18 protein-coding genes are annotated in these 13,863 nt (G+C 70.9%); 10 read left to right on the top strand and 8 right to left on the bottom strand.

Going from position 1 to position 13,863, the window contains the following annotated elements; translation table 11 throughout:
- Positions 1–788: metallophosphoesterase family protein (locus ACFO0C_RS27635; RefSeq protein ID WP_378069610.1), on the top strand; the 788-nt coding region annotated here is incomplete at its 5' end.
- Positions 789–796: 8 nt separating this feature from the next.
- Here the strand turns inward: ACFO0C_RS27635 and ACFO0C_RS27630 are convergent.
- Positions 797–1,285, bottom strand: a complete 489-nt coding sequence (locus tag ACFO0C_RS27630) for a hypothetical protein (RefSeq protein WP_378069609.1) — start codon at positions 1,283–1,285, stop codon at positions 797–799.
- A gap of 103 nt (positions 1,286–1,388) precedes the next feature.
- On the opposite strand from ACFO0C_RS27630, the gene ACFO0C_RS27625 reads away from it, so the two are divergent.
- Both ACFO0C_RS27625 and ACFO0C_RS27620 read left to right on the top strand, forming a co-directional pair.
- The gene (locus ACFO0C_RS27625; RefSeq protein WP_378069608.1) at positions 1,389–1,940 is read left to right on the top strand and encodes an Rv1733c family protein; all 552 of its coding nucleotides are present in this window, start codon (positions 1,389–1,391) and stop codon (positions 1,938–1,940) included.
- Between the two features lie 10 nt (positions 1,941–1,950).
- Positions 1,951–3,348 (top strand): MFS transporter, encoded by a 1,398-nt coding sequence (locus ACFO0C_RS27620; RefSeq protein ID WP_378069607.1) that lies wholly within the window; start codon positions 1,951–1,953, stop codon positions 3,346–3,348.
- Positions 3,349–3,353: 5 nt separating this feature from the next.
- On the opposite strand, the gene ACFO0C_RS27615 is transcribed toward ACFO0C_RS27620, so the two are convergent.
- From ACFO0C_RS27615 to ACFO0C_RS27600, 4 genes are all read right to left on the bottom strand, one after another.
- Complete coding sequence (locus ACFO0C_RS27615) at positions 3,354–3,914, bottom strand: hypothetical protein (protein WP_378069606.1); 561 nt, start codon at positions 3,912–3,914, stop codon at positions 3,354–3,356.
- 76 nt (positions 3,915–3,990) lie between these two features.
- Positions 3,991–4,950 (bottom strand): YihY/virulence factor BrkB family protein, encoded by a 960-nt coding sequence (locus ACFO0C_RS27610; protein WP_378069605.1) that lies wholly within the window; start codon positions 4,948–4,950, stop codon positions 3,991–3,993.
- Complete coding sequence (locus ACFO0C_RS27605) at positions 4,947–5,360, bottom strand: DUF7144 family membrane protein (RefSeq protein ID WP_378069604.1); 414 nt, start codon at positions 5,358–5,360, stop codon at positions 4,947–4,949. The genes ACFO0C_RS27610 and ACFO0C_RS27605 overlap by 4 nt, the downstream gene beginning before the upstream one ends.
- Before the next feature lie 10 nt (positions 5,361–5,370).
- Positions 5,371–5,766: a hypothetical protein gene (locus ACFO0C_RS27600; RefSeq protein ID WP_378069603.1), complete on the bottom strand. Its 396-nt coding sequence runs from the start codon at positions 5,764–5,766 to the stop codon at positions 5,371–5,373.
- Positions 5,767–5,883: 117 nt separating this feature from the next.
- Between ACFO0C_RS27600 and ACFO0C_RS27595 the strand changes: the two genes are divergently transcribed.
- Complete coding sequence (locus ACFO0C_RS27595; protein WP_378069602.1) at positions 5,884–6,426, top strand: hypothetical protein; 543 nt, start codon at positions 5,884–5,886, stop codon at positions 6,424–6,426.
- A 103-nt stretch (positions 6,427–6,529) separates the two neighbouring features.
- Here the strand turns inward: ACFO0C_RS27595 and ACFO0C_RS27590 are convergent, their stop codons facing one another.
- Positions 6,530–7,855, bottom strand: a complete 1,326-nt coding sequence (locus tag ACFO0C_RS27590; RefSeq protein ID WP_378069601.1) for a diacylglycerol/lipid kinase family protein — start codon at positions 7,853–7,855, stop codon at positions 6,530–6,532.
- Between the two features lie 147 nt (positions 7,856–8,002).
- Between ACFO0C_RS27590 and ACFO0C_RS27585 the strand changes: the two genes are divergently transcribed.
- Genes ACFO0C_RS27585 through ACFO0C_RS27565 form a run of 5 tightly spaced genes read left to right on the top strand, consistent with a single transcriptional unit; the run spans position 8,003 to position 10,746 of the window.
- Positions 8,003–8,857, top strand: a complete 855-nt coding sequence (locus ACFO0C_RS27585) for a M48 family metallopeptidase (RefSeq protein WP_378069600.1) — start codon at positions 8,003–8,005, stop codon at positions 8,855–8,857.
- Between the two features lie 57 nt (positions 8,858–8,914).
- Positions 8,915–9,151: a hypothetical protein gene (locus ACFO0C_RS27580; protein ID WP_378069599.1), complete on the top strand. Its 237-nt coding sequence runs from the start codon at positions 8,915–8,917 to the stop codon at positions 9,149–9,151.
- A gap of 37 nt (positions 9,152–9,188) precedes the next feature.
- Complete coding sequence (locus ACFO0C_RS27575; protein ID WP_378069598.1) at positions 9,189–9,815, top strand: potassium channel family protein; 627 nt, start codon at positions 9,189–9,191, stop codon at positions 9,813–9,815.
- Complete coding sequence (locus ACFO0C_RS27570; RefSeq protein ID WP_378069597.1) at positions 9,812–10,210, top strand: DUF7144 family membrane protein; 399 nt, start codon at positions 9,812–9,814, stop codon at positions 10,208–10,210. The genes ACFO0C_RS27575 and ACFO0C_RS27570 overlap by 4 nt, the downstream gene beginning before the upstream one ends.
- A 5-nt stretch (positions 10,211–10,215) precedes the next feature.
- Positions 10,216–10,746 carry an HdeD family acid-resistance protein gene (locus tag ACFO0C_RS27565; RefSeq protein ID WP_378069596.1) on the top strand — a complete coding sequence of 177 codons (531 nt, stop codon included), beginning with the start codon at positions 10,216–10,218 and terminating at the stop codon, positions 10,744–10,746.
- Between the two features lie 694 nt (positions 10,747–11,440).
- Here ACFO0C_RS27565 and ACFO0C_RS27560 read toward each other — a convergent pair.
- Complete coding sequence (locus ACFO0C_RS27560; RefSeq protein WP_378069595.1) at positions 11,441–11,881, bottom strand: DUF2231 domain-containing protein; 441 nt, start codon at positions 11,879–11,881, stop codon at positions 11,441–11,443.
- 180 nt (positions 11,882–12,061) lie between these two features.
- On the opposite strand from ACFO0C_RS27560, the gene ACFO0C_RS27555 reads away from it, so the two are divergent.
- Positions 12,062–12,922, top strand: coding sequence for a hypothetical protein (locus tag ACFO0C_RS27555; protein WP_378069594.1), 861 nt, complete (start codon positions 12,062–12,064; stop codon positions 12,920–12,922).
- Here ACFO0C_RS27555 and ACFO0C_RS27550 read toward each other — a convergent pair whose 3' ends face one another.
- Positions 12,923–13,855: an aldo/keto reductase gene (locus ACFO0C_RS27550; protein WP_378069593.1), complete on the bottom strand. Its 933-nt coding sequence runs from the start codon at positions 13,853–13,855 to the stop codon at positions 12,923–12,925.
- Between the last annotated feature and the right edge of the window lie 8 nt (positions 13,856–13,863).

The raw sequence follows: 13,863 nt of genomic DNA, 5'->3' as shown, positions 1-13,863 counted from the left end.
CGGCCCGGACGCCGCCGGACCGGGCCGGCGCCTCCATGAACCGGCCGGCCGTCGTCGCGCACCTCTCCGACCTGCACATCGGGGCCCATTACGGGTACGCGGTGGACAGCATCGTGGCGGACGTGACGGCGGCCCGGCCGGACCTCGTCGTCGTCACCGGGGACCTCACCATGCGGGCCCGGACCGAGGAGTTCCGGCAGGCACGGGAGCTGCTCGGACGCCTGCCCGGGCCGCTCCTGGCCGTCACCGGGAACCACGACCTGCCTCTTGCGTCGTGGCGGAGGGTGCTTCGGCCGTACCATCGCTGGAATTCCTGGATCGACGCGGACCCGCAGCCGATCCGCCGTGCCGCTGCCGTGACCGCCCTGGGGTTGTCGTCGATGCCGCGCTGGCGGTGGAAGAACGGGCGGGTCAGCGCCCGGCAGGCCGGTGAGGTGACGCGTGTGCTCGGCGGCGCCCCCGACGGTGACGTGCGGCTGCTCGCGCTGCACCACCCGCCGCTGGCCACCGGGACCGCCGCGCTGATCGGCCGGGAGCGGCTGCTCTCGGCCGTCCGCGCCGCCCGCGTCGACCTGGTGCTGGCCGGGCACACCCACGTGCCGGACGTGCGGACGCACGACGGGACAGTCTTCGTGGTGGCCGGGACCGCGACCAGCCGCCGCCTGCGCGGCACCGGATGTTCGTGGAGCCTGATCACCGTTCGCCCAGGTCAAGTGTCGGTGTGCGAACGGGTGCTGGGCCCGGACGGCTGGCGGACCGGTCGTGTCGCCGACAGCGTCCGAGCATAGGTCTGTCGTCAGTGGAGCAGGGTTTTCAGCAGGATCAGGGCGGCTCCGAAAGCGCCGGCCGTCAGGGTGGAGACCACGCGTTCCAGCGGGTGCAGGCGGCCGTCGGCGCCGATCCACCAGCCGGCCGCGCACAGCAGGACGGTCGTGCAGGCCAGGGACGCCAGCTCGGCCGTCTCCAGTGAGGTGCCCGCGAGCCGGGCCGACACCAGCACCAGCAGCGGCAGGGCGCTGGCCGTCACCATCTCCCAGCCGCTCGTCAGCTGGTGGCGCACGGTGTGCCAGGTCGGCCGGTGGCCCTCGTGGATGCGTTCGGCGACTATCCGGGCGTAACGTTCGGCCAGCCAGTAGATCGTCAACGTGACCACCACCGCGATCGTCGTGCGCCACGCCGTCTGGGCGTGTGACGCCACCAGCACGGCGGCGCCGACGATCAGTCCGTAGATGCCGGAGGCGGTGGCCTCCTCGGTCTCGTGTCGCAGTCGCAGCCAGATCGGCATGCCCACCTCCCCGTTCGCGGTCGAGCCTCGCCGAGCCGCCGCGCCCGCTCCTCATCCGGCGGGGATGAACCGTCCGGCGGCGAGGCCGACGATTCTTCGGAGCATGTTCGTCCGCCGAAAGAATCCCCTGTGGCGAGGTTCCGACCGGTTCGAGTTGGTGATGCTGGTCGGACTGTTCTCGCTCTTCCTGCTCGGTTCCCCGGTTCTGGCCTGGTGGGCGGCCGGCACCAGCTACGAGTCCGACCAGCGGGCGATCACCTGGGAGAGGAACAACCTCCGCGAGGTCACGGCCCGCCTCACCGGCACCGCCGCCGACCTGCGGGCCACGCCGTACAGCGCCCAGGCCGCGTGGACGGCGCCCAACGGGGTCGCGCGTACCGGCCTGATCACCGTCGAACCCGGGAAGCAACCCGGCGACCAGGTCCAGATCTGGGTCAACAACGGTGGCGACCTGCGTACCAGACCCGGCGACCGCAACCCCGTGGGCAAGGCCGCCCTCGTGGCGATCGTGGTCGTCGCCACCGCGGCCGCGGCCGCCAACGGCATCCGCCGGATCGGGATGGCGCTGCTCGACCGCTACCGGGCCCGGGCCTGGGAGCGGGCGTGGAGCGACATCGGCCCGCGGTGGAGTCGTGACCAGCACCCTTTCTCATAGGAGACGCACGATGGTGGAACGGACCAGGACCGGACGATTCCCGGTCGGGCTGCGACGGGCGCTGATCGCCTTCGCGCTGGCCCAGTTCATCTGCAGCTTCGCCGGCTCCAACATGAACGTGATGATCACCGACATCAGCGAGGACCTGGGCACCACGGTGCAGGGCGTGCAACTGGCGATCACGTTGTTCCTGCTGGTGATGGCCGCGCTGATGATCCCCGGGGGCAAACTCACCGACATCCTCGGGCGCAAATGGTGCCTTCAGCTGGGCCTGCTGCTCTTCGGCACCGGCGCCCTGCTCAGCGCCGTCGCGCCCAACCTCACCGTCCTGGTGATCGGCTATTCGATCTTCGAGGGCGTGGGTACGGCCCTCCTGATCCCACCCGTCTACATCCTGACGACGCTGCTGTTCCAGGACATCGGCTCGCGGGCCCGGGCGTTCGGCGCGATCAGCGCGATGGGCGGCATCGGCGCGGTCGCCGGACCCCTGCTCGGCGGCTTCATCGCGTACGCCGTGGACTGGCGCGCCGCGTTCGTCCTGCAGGCGTTGATCGTCCTGCTGATCGTGCTGCTCGCACGGCGTACCGTGCAGGATCCTCTGCCCGCCGACCGGTCGCAGCCGTTCGATGTCGGCGGCGCCGTGCTGTCGGCCGCCGGCCTGGTCCTGATCGTCCTGGGCATCCTCGCCGCCGACGACGACCCGCGGCTCACGCTCGGCCTCGTGATCGCCGGTGTCCTGGTGCTGACCTGGTTCTTCGTGTCGGTCCGGGCCAAGGAGCGGGCCGGCCGCGAACCGCTGCTGCCCACGCTGCTGTTCCGTAACCGGGCGTCCAACCTGGGCCTGGTCACGCAGAACATGCAGTGGCTGATGGTGATGGGCACGTCGTTCGTGGTGTCGACCTTCCTGCAGGTGGTCAAGGGTTACAACGCGATCGAGACCGGCGCCGTCTTCACCGCCACCACCCTGGGTGTCCTGCTGTCGTCGCTGTTCGCCGAGCGGATGGCCCGCCGCCGGGCGCAGCGCACCCTGATCCTGGCCGGTTTCACGGTGACCGTCGCCGGGATCGGGCTGCTCCTCGGGGTGGGCACGGCCGTCGACAGTATCTGGGGGCTGATCCCTGGCCTGTTCGTCATCGGGCTCGGCCTCGGCGGCATGCTGACGCCGTCGGTCAACGTGGTCCAGTCCGCGTTCGGTGAGGACCTGCAGGGCGAGATCTCCGGACTGTCCCGCAGCATCTCCAACCTGGGTTCGTCGCTGGGCGCCGCCCTGGCCGGAACGATCCTGGTCGCCGGTGTGAACGGCGCCGACCCGAACCGCGCCTACCTGTGGGCGATGCTGGCGGTGGCCGGCGCCGGCCTGATCGGCCTGACAGCCGCCTGGTTCCTGCCCCGCACCCGCCCGGCCTGAGACAGTCACCAGACGGTTATGTCGTAGGTCATGCTCTTTCCACGGTCGAATTTCGTGAGTTTCAGCCACGCCCATTTCTGTTCGCTCGTGCGTACACAGAACGTCAGCCCGACCACTACGTCGTCCCGGCTGATGGCGCGGTCCCGCCGGTCCATCGAATCCTCACAGGCGCGGTAGGACGGGTCACCGGACACGATGGCGATGTCCGCGCGAGTCTGGATCATCCGTGCCGTGGTGGCGTAGTAGATGTCTCCGTTCTTGTAGACGCTGGCATTCTCGACGTCCCAGTTGGTGGCGGTGGTGTCGAGGTCGAGGGCGTAGCTGTACGGCAGGAGCACGCCTGTCTCCTGCCGGGACACGTTGGGCTCGGACGACGGCGACGGCGACGGTGACTGCGACGGCGACGTCGGCGGTGAGGACAGCGCCAGTGCGGCAGTCGGTGACGGCTCCGGCTCGGGGCTGAACTCGAAACCGAGCAGGTCGCGCCCGAATGCGACGACAGCGACCCCGAGAGTGATGGCGGCGAGGACGATTGCGGGCTCTTTCCAGCCGATCTTCCCTGTCATTCTTCACCCTCGAATCCGAATTCGCCGGGAATGAGAAATCCAGTGCCAGGGTATGAAGGGCCGCCCGAGCCGAGCATCAGACGATCGGGCCGTGCCGGGCGTCGGAAGTCTCCTGTGGAGGGTCCGGCCGGGCCTTTGTAAGGGTGCAGGTGATGTCGGCGGGGAGGCGTTCCTGCTCGCGGGCCAGCAGCAGCATGGCGCGGGCGTCGGCCTCGGTGGGCCGGGACGGGTCGAGGGACCGCGGCCACAGCCGGGCGTGCCGGACCGCGGCGATCTCGGCCGCCAGCACCAGTACGTTGCTCAGCAGATAGAGCAGCGTGAAGAAGCCGGCGACGGTGGCGAACCCGCCGTAGATGCGCCCGGCGCTGCGGACCAGGCCGGGCAGGACGGTCGCACCGAGCGTGAGCACGCCGGTCACGCCGGCCGCGCCGATCGCCGCGGCCGGCCACAACGACCGCAGCGGCGCCGGCCGCATCAGCAGGATCCGGGCCGTCGCCAGCAGCACCGCGCACGTCACCGCCCACGATCCGGCGACGGCGAGCGGCGCCGGGACGACCACCGTGAGACCACCGATGGCCACCGTCCCGGCCACGACGGCCGCCAGAGCGGCGATCGCCCGCAGATACCGGGAGACGATGCCGGCCCGCTTGCGGAGGGGCACGGCGGCGAGGTGATTCATGGTGTCGTACGCGCTGAGCACCACCCCGATCCCCGAGTAGATCAGCCAGACGAGCCCGAAGAGCAGAGCCGTGTACGACGCCGACATGCTCGCCATCGACGAGGCGATCCCCGGCTGGAGTGCCGGCGGCACGATCGCGGCGATCAGTTCCTGACGCAGTTCCGGCCGCCGGGCGAGTGCCTGTGACACCGCGGCGACGCCGAGCAGCAGCATCGGGAACAGGCTGAGGAAACCGTAGTAGGTGATCAGCGCGGCCTCGCGGGGCCCGTCGTCGTCCAGGTACTTGCAGATCACCGCATACCCGAACCCGAGCGGGCCCCGCCGTCGCTGCAGGTCGTCGAGCCGTTGCAGGCTCACGTGCCGTACGCGTCGGCCACCTCGTCACCGTGGGCGGCGGCGGCCCACGCGACGACGGCGGCGAGCCCGAGCGCGACGACCGACCAGATCGGGTGGGCGGCGATGAACACGAAGTTCACCAGCGACGACACCCCGGCGATCAGGATGGCCGACATCCGGGCCCAGAACAGCCCGCGGATCAGCCCGACGCCGACGACGATCGCGATCGCGCCCATCACCACGTGGGTCCAGCCCAGAGTGGTGACCGACACGGGAAGCAACAGGTCGGAGCGGGTTCCGGCGAGGATCTCCGGCCGGATCAGGCCGATCGAGCCGGCGTAGAGGTGGACGGTCCCGAGAAGCACGAGCATCAGGCCGCCGAACAGGACCCAGGCGGTCCATCCGGACGCGCGACTGCGTTCCACGCGCATGGGAAGCCTCCTAGCAGGTCTCCTGGACGGTCGCCCGCAGCGCCTGGGCGTTGGTGCGCACCTCGGCGACGTCGCTGCGGACGACCGACAGGTTGGCGACGTTCGGGTCGGCGCGGGCCGTGTCGACACTGGCCGACAGTTTGTCGACGGCGGCCCGCAGCACGTCGGCCTGTGCCCCGAACTGGGCCTGCGCGTCGGTCACGAACTGCTGGAGCTGCTCGATCAGCTGGGTCAGGTACGGCCTGAGGGCGGAGAGCCCGTTCTCCGACACGTTCGTCTGCCGGATGTGTTCGACGGTGTTCTGCACGGCCGCGTAGCTCTCGCAGACCTGTGCCGTCGGGGTCTGTTCCCCGGAGCACCCGGTGAGCAGCAGTAGCCCCGCGGCGAACGGGAGTAGTCGTCTCATGAGGTGAGGGTCCCCGGCCGCGCCCGCCCGGCCCTCACCCGCGCCGGATGAGGCGCACCGGCACCGCCCGGACCGAGGATCGCATCGTCAGTGACGCAGATCTGAGGAGTGGAAGAGATGTCCATCGGTCCCGTCCAGCTGATCGTGCTGGGTTTCCCGCACCCGAACTTCCACGGCGAGGTGATCGCCGAGCTGGAGCGCCTCCGGCAGAGCGACACGGTACGGGTGATCGACGCCCTCGCCGTCTACAAGGACGCGGACGGCGGGCTGGAGGTGGAACACCTGAGCAACCTGTCCAAGGAGGAGGCCGTCGAACTCGGCAGCAAGGTGGGTGCCCTGATCGGCCTCGGTATCGAGGGCGAGGCGGGTGCGGCGGCCGGCGCGCAGCTGGGTGCCGCGGTGGCCGAGGACGGTGTGGCCGTCTTCGACGACCCGCAGGCGTGGGACGTGCTCGCCGACATCCCGCCGGACAGCGCGGCGGCGCTGCTGCTGATCGAGCACCACTGGGCGGTGCCGCTGCGCGACGCGATCGCCCGGGCCGGCGGGTTCCGTCTTGCCGACGGCTTCATCAGCCCGCTCGACCTGGTCGGGATCGGTCTGCTCGCCGCCGAGGAGGCCAAGGAACTGCACGACCTGGAGACGGCAGCCGCCGCACGCTGAGAGAGGAGACGACCATGTTCGGTTCGAGGAGGGTCGCCCGGCGTACCGGCCGGCGCACCGCACGGCGTGTGACCCGCCGGGTGGCGCGCCGGCGCTGACCCGCTCAGGCGCCCACCGGACGCGGCGGCTGGCCCAATGCCAGCCGCCGCAGTCGTGTCCAGTCCATCTCCGGCAGCGCCGGACGGGTCCCGGGGCGCTGCCGCGGCACCCGCACCCGCAGCGCGCCGGGCCGGATGACGCAGCGCACCGGCGTCGGCAGCAGGATCGCCTCACCGTCGATGCCGACCGGCACCGACGGCGCGTCCGCGTCGACGACCGCCTCGGTGGCGGCGCGTACGGTCAGTGACCGGGCCCGGCCGCGGCCGCTGATCAGCCGGGCGGCGTCGGCGGCACCGCGCACGGTCACCGCCAGCACCCCGAGGACTCCGAGGTCGAGCCGCGGCCGCTGACCCAGCCCGGCGATGTCCCCGGTCGCGTACGGATTGTTGCTGACCAGCACCGCCTGCGATCCGGTGACGGTGACCCCGTCGACGGTGAGCGCCAGGTGCGGCCCGTTCGTCCCGGTCAGCGCGTCCGGCAGCATCTCCAGCGTGGTGCCGACCTTGTCGTCGCGGTAGGCCGGACTCTGCACCACCGCCGCGTACGCCCCGAACGACGCGTTGTTGACGAACGTCCGGTCGCCGATGAGCCCCAGGTCGACGCGCACCTCGACACCGTCGGTGAGCGCGTCCAGGCACGTCGACGGGTCCTCCCGGTCCAGTCCGAGATCCAGCGCGAAGTGGTTGCGGGTGCCCGCGGAGATCACCAGGAACGGCAGCCCGTGCTCGGCGGCGACCCCGGCGACCAGCGCCTGCGTGCCGTCGCCGCCGGCCACCCCGAGCAGGTCGGCGCCCTCACGGATCGCCTGCCGCGCCACCTCGGCCACGTCCACCGCCGGCCCGTCGAGCAGGAAGACATGCGCGCCCAGGGCGCGGGCCCGTTCCACCAGGCGGAAGCGTTCCACCTTTCCGCCCCCCGAGCGAGGATTCATGATGAGGTACGGGCTGAGCGGCGCCGCCGTCACGATCTCCGCCGGTCCGTGATCGGGTTCGGACAGCGCCCGCCGCCCGGCCGCCACCGCGACCGCCCACAGCAGCACGAACGCGACGACCACCCACAGCAGCCGGTGCCGCATGTAGACGACCGCCATCACCAGCGGCGCGAGCACGACCAGCGTCCCGGCCAGCCACCTCCACAGTCCGCGGTGGGTGAGGAACCACCACGCCGCGGCGAGCCCGGCAGCACTGCCGAGGGCGGCGGTGAGCAGGAGCCCGATGCCGCCGCGCAGACCGGCGACGGCCAGGACCAGGATGACGGCGGCGGCGGCCGCGGCGAACGACGAGCGGGCCAGCCAGGGCCGGCCGGGGGACACGACGGATGCCTCGGGCATGGCGGGTGCTCCTTTGTGCGTACCGCTGAAAGGTCTTTTGCAGCCTCGCCGGACCGACCGGGACCGGGCCTCATTCCGGCGGGATGAGGCGCGCTCCGCGCGCGCGGCGGAAGGTCAGGCGGCAAACCGGGAGACAGGAGATCCGTCGTGTCGACGCATTCGAGGCCGGCCAAGCTGAGGCACCCCGCCGAGCTGCCGTTCTACGTGTTCATGGTGGTCCTCAACGTGATCATCGTGGTGCTCATCCTGCAGGCCGCGGCAACCCTGCCCTACCTGCCGGAACGCCTGGAGAACACCGGCTGGGCGACCACCGTCCGCTCGGCCTTCATCGGGCTGCTGCTGTTCGTGCCGGGCCTGATCGTGATCCGTGAGACGCAGCGGGCGTCGATCCGCGGCACCGCCGTCGAGCTGTCACCGAAGCAGTACGGCGACATCTACCGCACCATGGACGACTACGCCCACAAGCTGGGACTCAAGCGTCGCCCGAACCTCTTCCTGGCCAACGGCAACGGCACCCTCAACGCGTTCGCCGCCCAGGCCACCGGCCACGACTACGTGGTCCTGGCCAACGAGCTGTTCGTCAACCTGCGCGAGAACAACCGGGACGGCCTGCGGTTCATCCTCGGCCACGAGCTCGGCCACATCCGGCTGCACCACGTCTCGCTCTGGTACCAGCTGTCGGTCTGCTACTCCGAGCGGATCCCGCTGCTCGGCCCGGCCCTGTCCCGCCTGCGGGAGTACTCGTGCGACCGGCACGGCGCCCACCTGTCACCGGGCGGCGCGACCGGCCTGGTGCTGCTCGCCTCGGGCCGGCACACCGAGCACACCACCGACGTGGAACAGCTGGTCCGCCAGGGTCAGCAGCTGCGCGGCTTCTGGGTGGGCCTGGCCCAGCTGCCGATGTCGCACCCGTTCACCGTGCGGCGGCTGGAACGGCTGTTCCGGCTGGGCCTGTTCCACTCCCGGGTGCGCGGTGCGGAGTCCGTCATCCCTCCGGGATGACGTGCCATCACCGGCGCAGGCGTTGGCTGACCGGAACGACAGGGGAGGGGACGAGTCATGCCCGAGGCGACATATCAGGTACGGGTTTCCGGGGTGATCCCGGACGAGCTGCTGGCGGAGCTGCGTGACCTCACGGTCAGTGTGGAACCGCCGGAGACCGTGCTGCACGGCTCGCTGCCCGACCAGTCGGCCGTGGTGGGCCTGATCTCCCGGATCCATGGCCTCGGCCTGCGCCTCATCGAGGTGCGGCGGCTGCCGGCCCAGGAGGGTCCGGGTGCCGGTTCCACGTTCTGAGCGACCGCGCCGCGGCGGGTACGGCGTCGTCCTCCTGATGATCATCGGGACGTACGTGCTGGCCCTGCTCGCGGAGAGCCGCTCGATGGTCGCGCTGCTGCTGTTCGTGCAGACCCTGACGGTGTGGCAGGCGCTGCGGGTCTCGGGGGCCCGGATCGGCATGCGCCTGGCCGCCGCCGGAGTGTTCGTGCTCGCCCTGGTCACCGCCGGGGTCAACCTGCTGATCCACGACTCGCCGCTGGTCGCGTACACGTTCCTGGCGGCGAGCACGCTGTACCTGCTGGCCCCGTTCTCGATCGTGCGGGATCTGGGCCGGCACGGCGGCGTCGACATCCAGACGATGCTCGGGGCGCTGGCGGCGTACCTCCTGATCGGAATGTCCTTCGGTTTCGGCTATGAATGCGTCGCCGCGCTGCAGCCGGGCCCGCTGTTCGGCGAGGACGGCGATCCGAGCCTGTCCCAGGCGTTGTTCTTCAGCTTCGTCACGATGACCACCACCGGGTACGGCGACCTGGTCCCGGCCACCAATCCGGCACAGACCATCGCCGTCGTCGAGGCCCTGCTCGGCCAGCTGTTCCTGGTCACGGCCGTGGCCAAGGTGGTGGAGAACTGGCGGCCGCAGGCCTGGAAGACCCCCACCCCTTCTCCGGGAGACTCGCGATGACGACTCAAACCGCCAAACCGGGCCACTGGCTCGGCATGGTGATCTTCAGTGGCGTGATCCTGATGCTCCTCGGCAGCTTCCAGCTGATCGAGGGCATCGTGGCGATCATCCGCGACGACTACTACATCACCACCAGCTCCGGGCTGGCGGTCGACTTCGACTACACCGTGTGGGGCGTGTTCCACTCGATGCTCGGCATCCTCACCATGGCCGCCGGCATCGGCGTGTTCCTCGGCCAGACGTGGGCCCGGGTCGTGGGCATCGGCATCGCCGCGATCAGCGCCCTCGGCAACCTGCTGTTCCTGCCCGCCTACCCGTTCTGGTGCGCGGTGGTCATCGCCATCGACGTGCTGGTCGTCTACTCGCTGGCCGTGCACGGCCGAGAGGCCCGGTGAGCCCGATGTCACGTGCCTGGACCTGGTTGCGCCTGGCCGCCGGCGTGCTCGCCATCGGCATCGGCATCCTCGCGTTCGCCTGGCCGGAGGCCACCCTGAAGGTGGTGGCGTTCCTCTTCGGCCTCAACCTGCTGATCGTCGGCGGGATCCGGGTGCTCCAGATGTTCGTCGCCGACGGGCTGACGGTTCTGCACCGGGTTTTCGGGGTGCTCCTCGGGCTGCTCGTCGCCGGGGCCGGGGTGCTGTGTCTCGCCGACGTCACCAAGTCGCTGGGGCTGATGCTGCTGATCGTCGCGTTCGGCTGGCTGTTCGACGGGATCGGTGAGATCTTCCTGGCCATCGGGCGGCGCGGGTCCGGTGGTGGCTGGCGGATCGTGGTCGGGCTGGTCGCGGTGGCCGCTTCGATCGCGCTGCTGGTGTGGCCCGGTCTCGGGTTGGCGGGTTTCGTCCTGATCGGGGCGACGACGCTGGTGTTCGGCGGGATCTGCCTGGTCGCGGCGTCGATCAGTGGATTGCGCTCACCCCAGCCCGTGTAGCGGTCCTTCGGTGGCCGGGGTCCGCCCGTCCACCCTCCACCAACTCCACACCACGACCCGTCCCTGTCGTCGATGGGACGTGGCTGCTTCCCGACGGTGGTATGTCGCCGTCTTCTGTCTCCCGGGGGCGGGCTGTTTCTCGGCCGTGGCCGTTTCCCGGCGGCTTGCAGTCCTGTCCCGCGGGTGGCGGCCCCGAACCCGCCGTTGTCGATCTCCCGGCTACGCGCTGGGTATCAGAACGACGATCAGCGCCCACGAAGCTTCGTTCGTGGGCGCTGATCGTGGTCCGCCCTGCCGGCGATTCGGGAGGATGGTCCGGTTTGCAGCCTGCCTGCCGCGCCTCGCCTCGGAGTGGGTTCACCCGGCGTTGGTCGGTGCACGCGATCGCTGTTCGCTGTGTGCGCTGGTAGTCGCCCTGGCGAGGATGGGTGATCCCGATCCGTGTATCGGGTGCCCCTTGGCCGATCTTGACCGGCTGACCACCGGAAACGGTCGAAAAATGGTCAAGATCCGGCGGGGTATGTGCGGCACTGTGTGATAGCGAGGGTGAGGTCGCACGTTCCGCGATTGTGCGATTTGATCGTTGCTACCGCCGTCCGACCGTTTGCGGAGGCGCCGCTGGCACGGGAAGCGCCGCTGGCGCAGGTCGTCCCGCGGCGCGGGTGGCCGCTGGCTGTGCTTTCGGAGTGGGTGCTCAGTGGAGGCTTGAGGCTATGGGGGCTCGGGGATCGGCGAAACGGCCCCCGAACCAGGCGCCGAAAGCGGCCACCGCCAGGCCGGCGATCTCCAGCAGGAGCAGGCCCGGGTCGGCGGAGCGGTCGGGCCCCCGGACCCGCATCAGTGTCAGCACCGCGAAGACGATCAGCACACCCACGTCGAGCAGCAGGCTGAAGAAGCCGACCCGCGCCGCCGCCGGGTCGGTGGCGGTGAAGGCGTCGAAACCCACGGCGAGGGCGGCCGGCACGCCGCCGATCAGGCCGGCCACCAGGTTCCAGTAGGCCAGCGTACCGACCAGGCTCGGCGCGCCCAGCAGCGTGGCCACGTCGAAGACGAACGCCATCCAGAACAGGCCCAGCGGGAACATCAGCAGCAACGGCTGCACCCCATGGCCCGCGAGGCGGAGTCGGCTCTGCATGCGGCGGTTCCCCCTGCCGTACACGGCTGTGTCACCGGACCGCCCCAGCCTCGGCCGACCGGCGCACGCCGACGTCATCCGGCGCGAGTGAATCGGGTCCCAGGGTCATCCGGGGCGAGGGATGCCGGGCCGGGCCGCGGACCGGAGGCTGAGGCGAGTCACCGAGAGTGGGAGATGGCGATGAGACGACTGCTGCCGGTCGGCGTGGTGGTGTGCCTGCTGGGGGTTGCGGCGTGCACCGGGGAGGGAGACGTCGGCTCACTGCCGTCGACGCGCCCGTCAGTGGAGGCGACAGCCGACCGGACCCTCCCGACCCGCACGGAGGAACCCGAGCCGACCAGGACGACCGAGAAGCCGGAGAAGACCGAGAAGCCCGAACCGACGAAGACGACCGAGAAGCCGGAGAAGACCGAGGAACCGGAGCCGACCAGGACGAAGGATCCGGAACCGACGAAGACCACCGACAAGCCCGAGCCGGCGGACACCCGTACCGTAGAGGTCACGGTGACCAAGGTGGAGGCCGAGACCAAGTCGCCCTCGCCCACGACCGAGGAGTCGGCGGTCGTGACCGTCGCCGAGGAGGACGGCTCCGGCGGGTTCCTCGGCTGGTTCCTGCTGTTCCTGCTGTTCGGCGGGCTCGCCGCGGCCGTGCTGATCGCCCGGTCGAAGCGCACGTCCACGTGGGACTCCGAGGCCGCCTCGCTGTCCGCCGAGACCCGGATGATCACCGAGTCCCGGCTGCTCAGCGTGCTGGGGATGCGCGAGACCGACCGTCGTGGCCTGGCCTGGCCGCCGGTCCGCGACGACCTGACCGGCCTGTCGGTGCGCTGGGGCGCGCTCGGGTCGCAGAGCATCGACGCCCCCCGGCAGGCCCGGGCCCGCGAGCTGTCGGTGCTGCTGCGGGACCTGGCCGTGGCCGTCGACGCGGAGAACGAGGCAATGGCCTCCGGCCGGGAGTGGCAGCTGCTGCGCCCGCAGGTGGAGCAGATCCTCGACACGATCGAGGCCACCATGACCCCGACCGAGGCACCGTTGCGGTAGCTATCCGGTGATGCGGGCGGACACGTCGTCGAGGGCCGCCCGTTCCTCGGAGGTCAGTTCCAGGGTGGCTCCGGCGATCAGGGCGGGCAGCTGCTCGACGGTGCGGGCGCTGGCCAGCGGGGCGGCCACGTCCGGCCGGCCGCGCAGCCAGGCCAGCGCCACCGACGCCGGTGCCACCCCGTGACCGGCGGCCACGTCGTCGAGGACCTTGACGACGGCCAGGCCGGTGTCGTTGAGATAGCCGGCGGCGGCCCCGCCGCGGGGCGCACCGGCCAGGTCGTCGGCGGTCCGGTACTTGCCGGTGAGGAATCCGCTGGCCAGCGAGTAGTAGGGCACCACGGCCAGGCTCTCGGCGGCGGCGATCGGGGCGAGGTCACGTTCGAACCCGGCCCGGTGCACCAGGTTGTAGTGCGGCTGGAGCGCCACCGGCAGGGTCAGCCCGTCGCGGCGGGCGATCGTGAACCACTCCCGGATCCGGTCGGCGGAATAGTTGGACAGGCCGATCGCCCGTACCTTCCCGGCTTTGACCAGGGCGTCGAACGCGGCCGCGGTCTCGTCGAGCGGGGTGTCCGGGTCGTCGAAGTGCGCCCAGTACAGGTCGATGACGTCGGTCCGCAGCCGGGCCAGCGAGGCGTCGGCGGCAGCCGCCACGTTCGCCGCCGACAGCCCGCGGAACTTCGGGTGCCGGCTGACCTTGGTGCCGATCTCCACGTCGTCGCGGCGTCCGCGGGCGGCCAGCCACGACCCGATGATCGTCTCGGACTCGCCGCCGGAGTTGCCCGGCACCCACGCCGAATAGCTGTCGGCGGTGTCGATGTGCGTGCCACCGGCGGCCACGAACGCGTCGAGCACCCGGTGCGACTCCGCCTCGTCGCTGGTCCAGCCGAAGGTATTGCCGCCCAGAACCAGCGGGAGGCCGTCGAAGATCGTCATCCGCCCAG

Source organism: Actinoplanes subglobosus, assembly GCF_042650585.1.
Lineage (GTDB): Bacteria > Actinomycetota > Actinomycetes > Mycobacteriales > Micromonosporaceae > Actinoplanes > Actinoplanes subglobosus.
The sequence above is the reverse complement of the archived record's forward strand: the minus strand, read 5'-3'. Positions and strand labels throughout refer to the sequence as shown.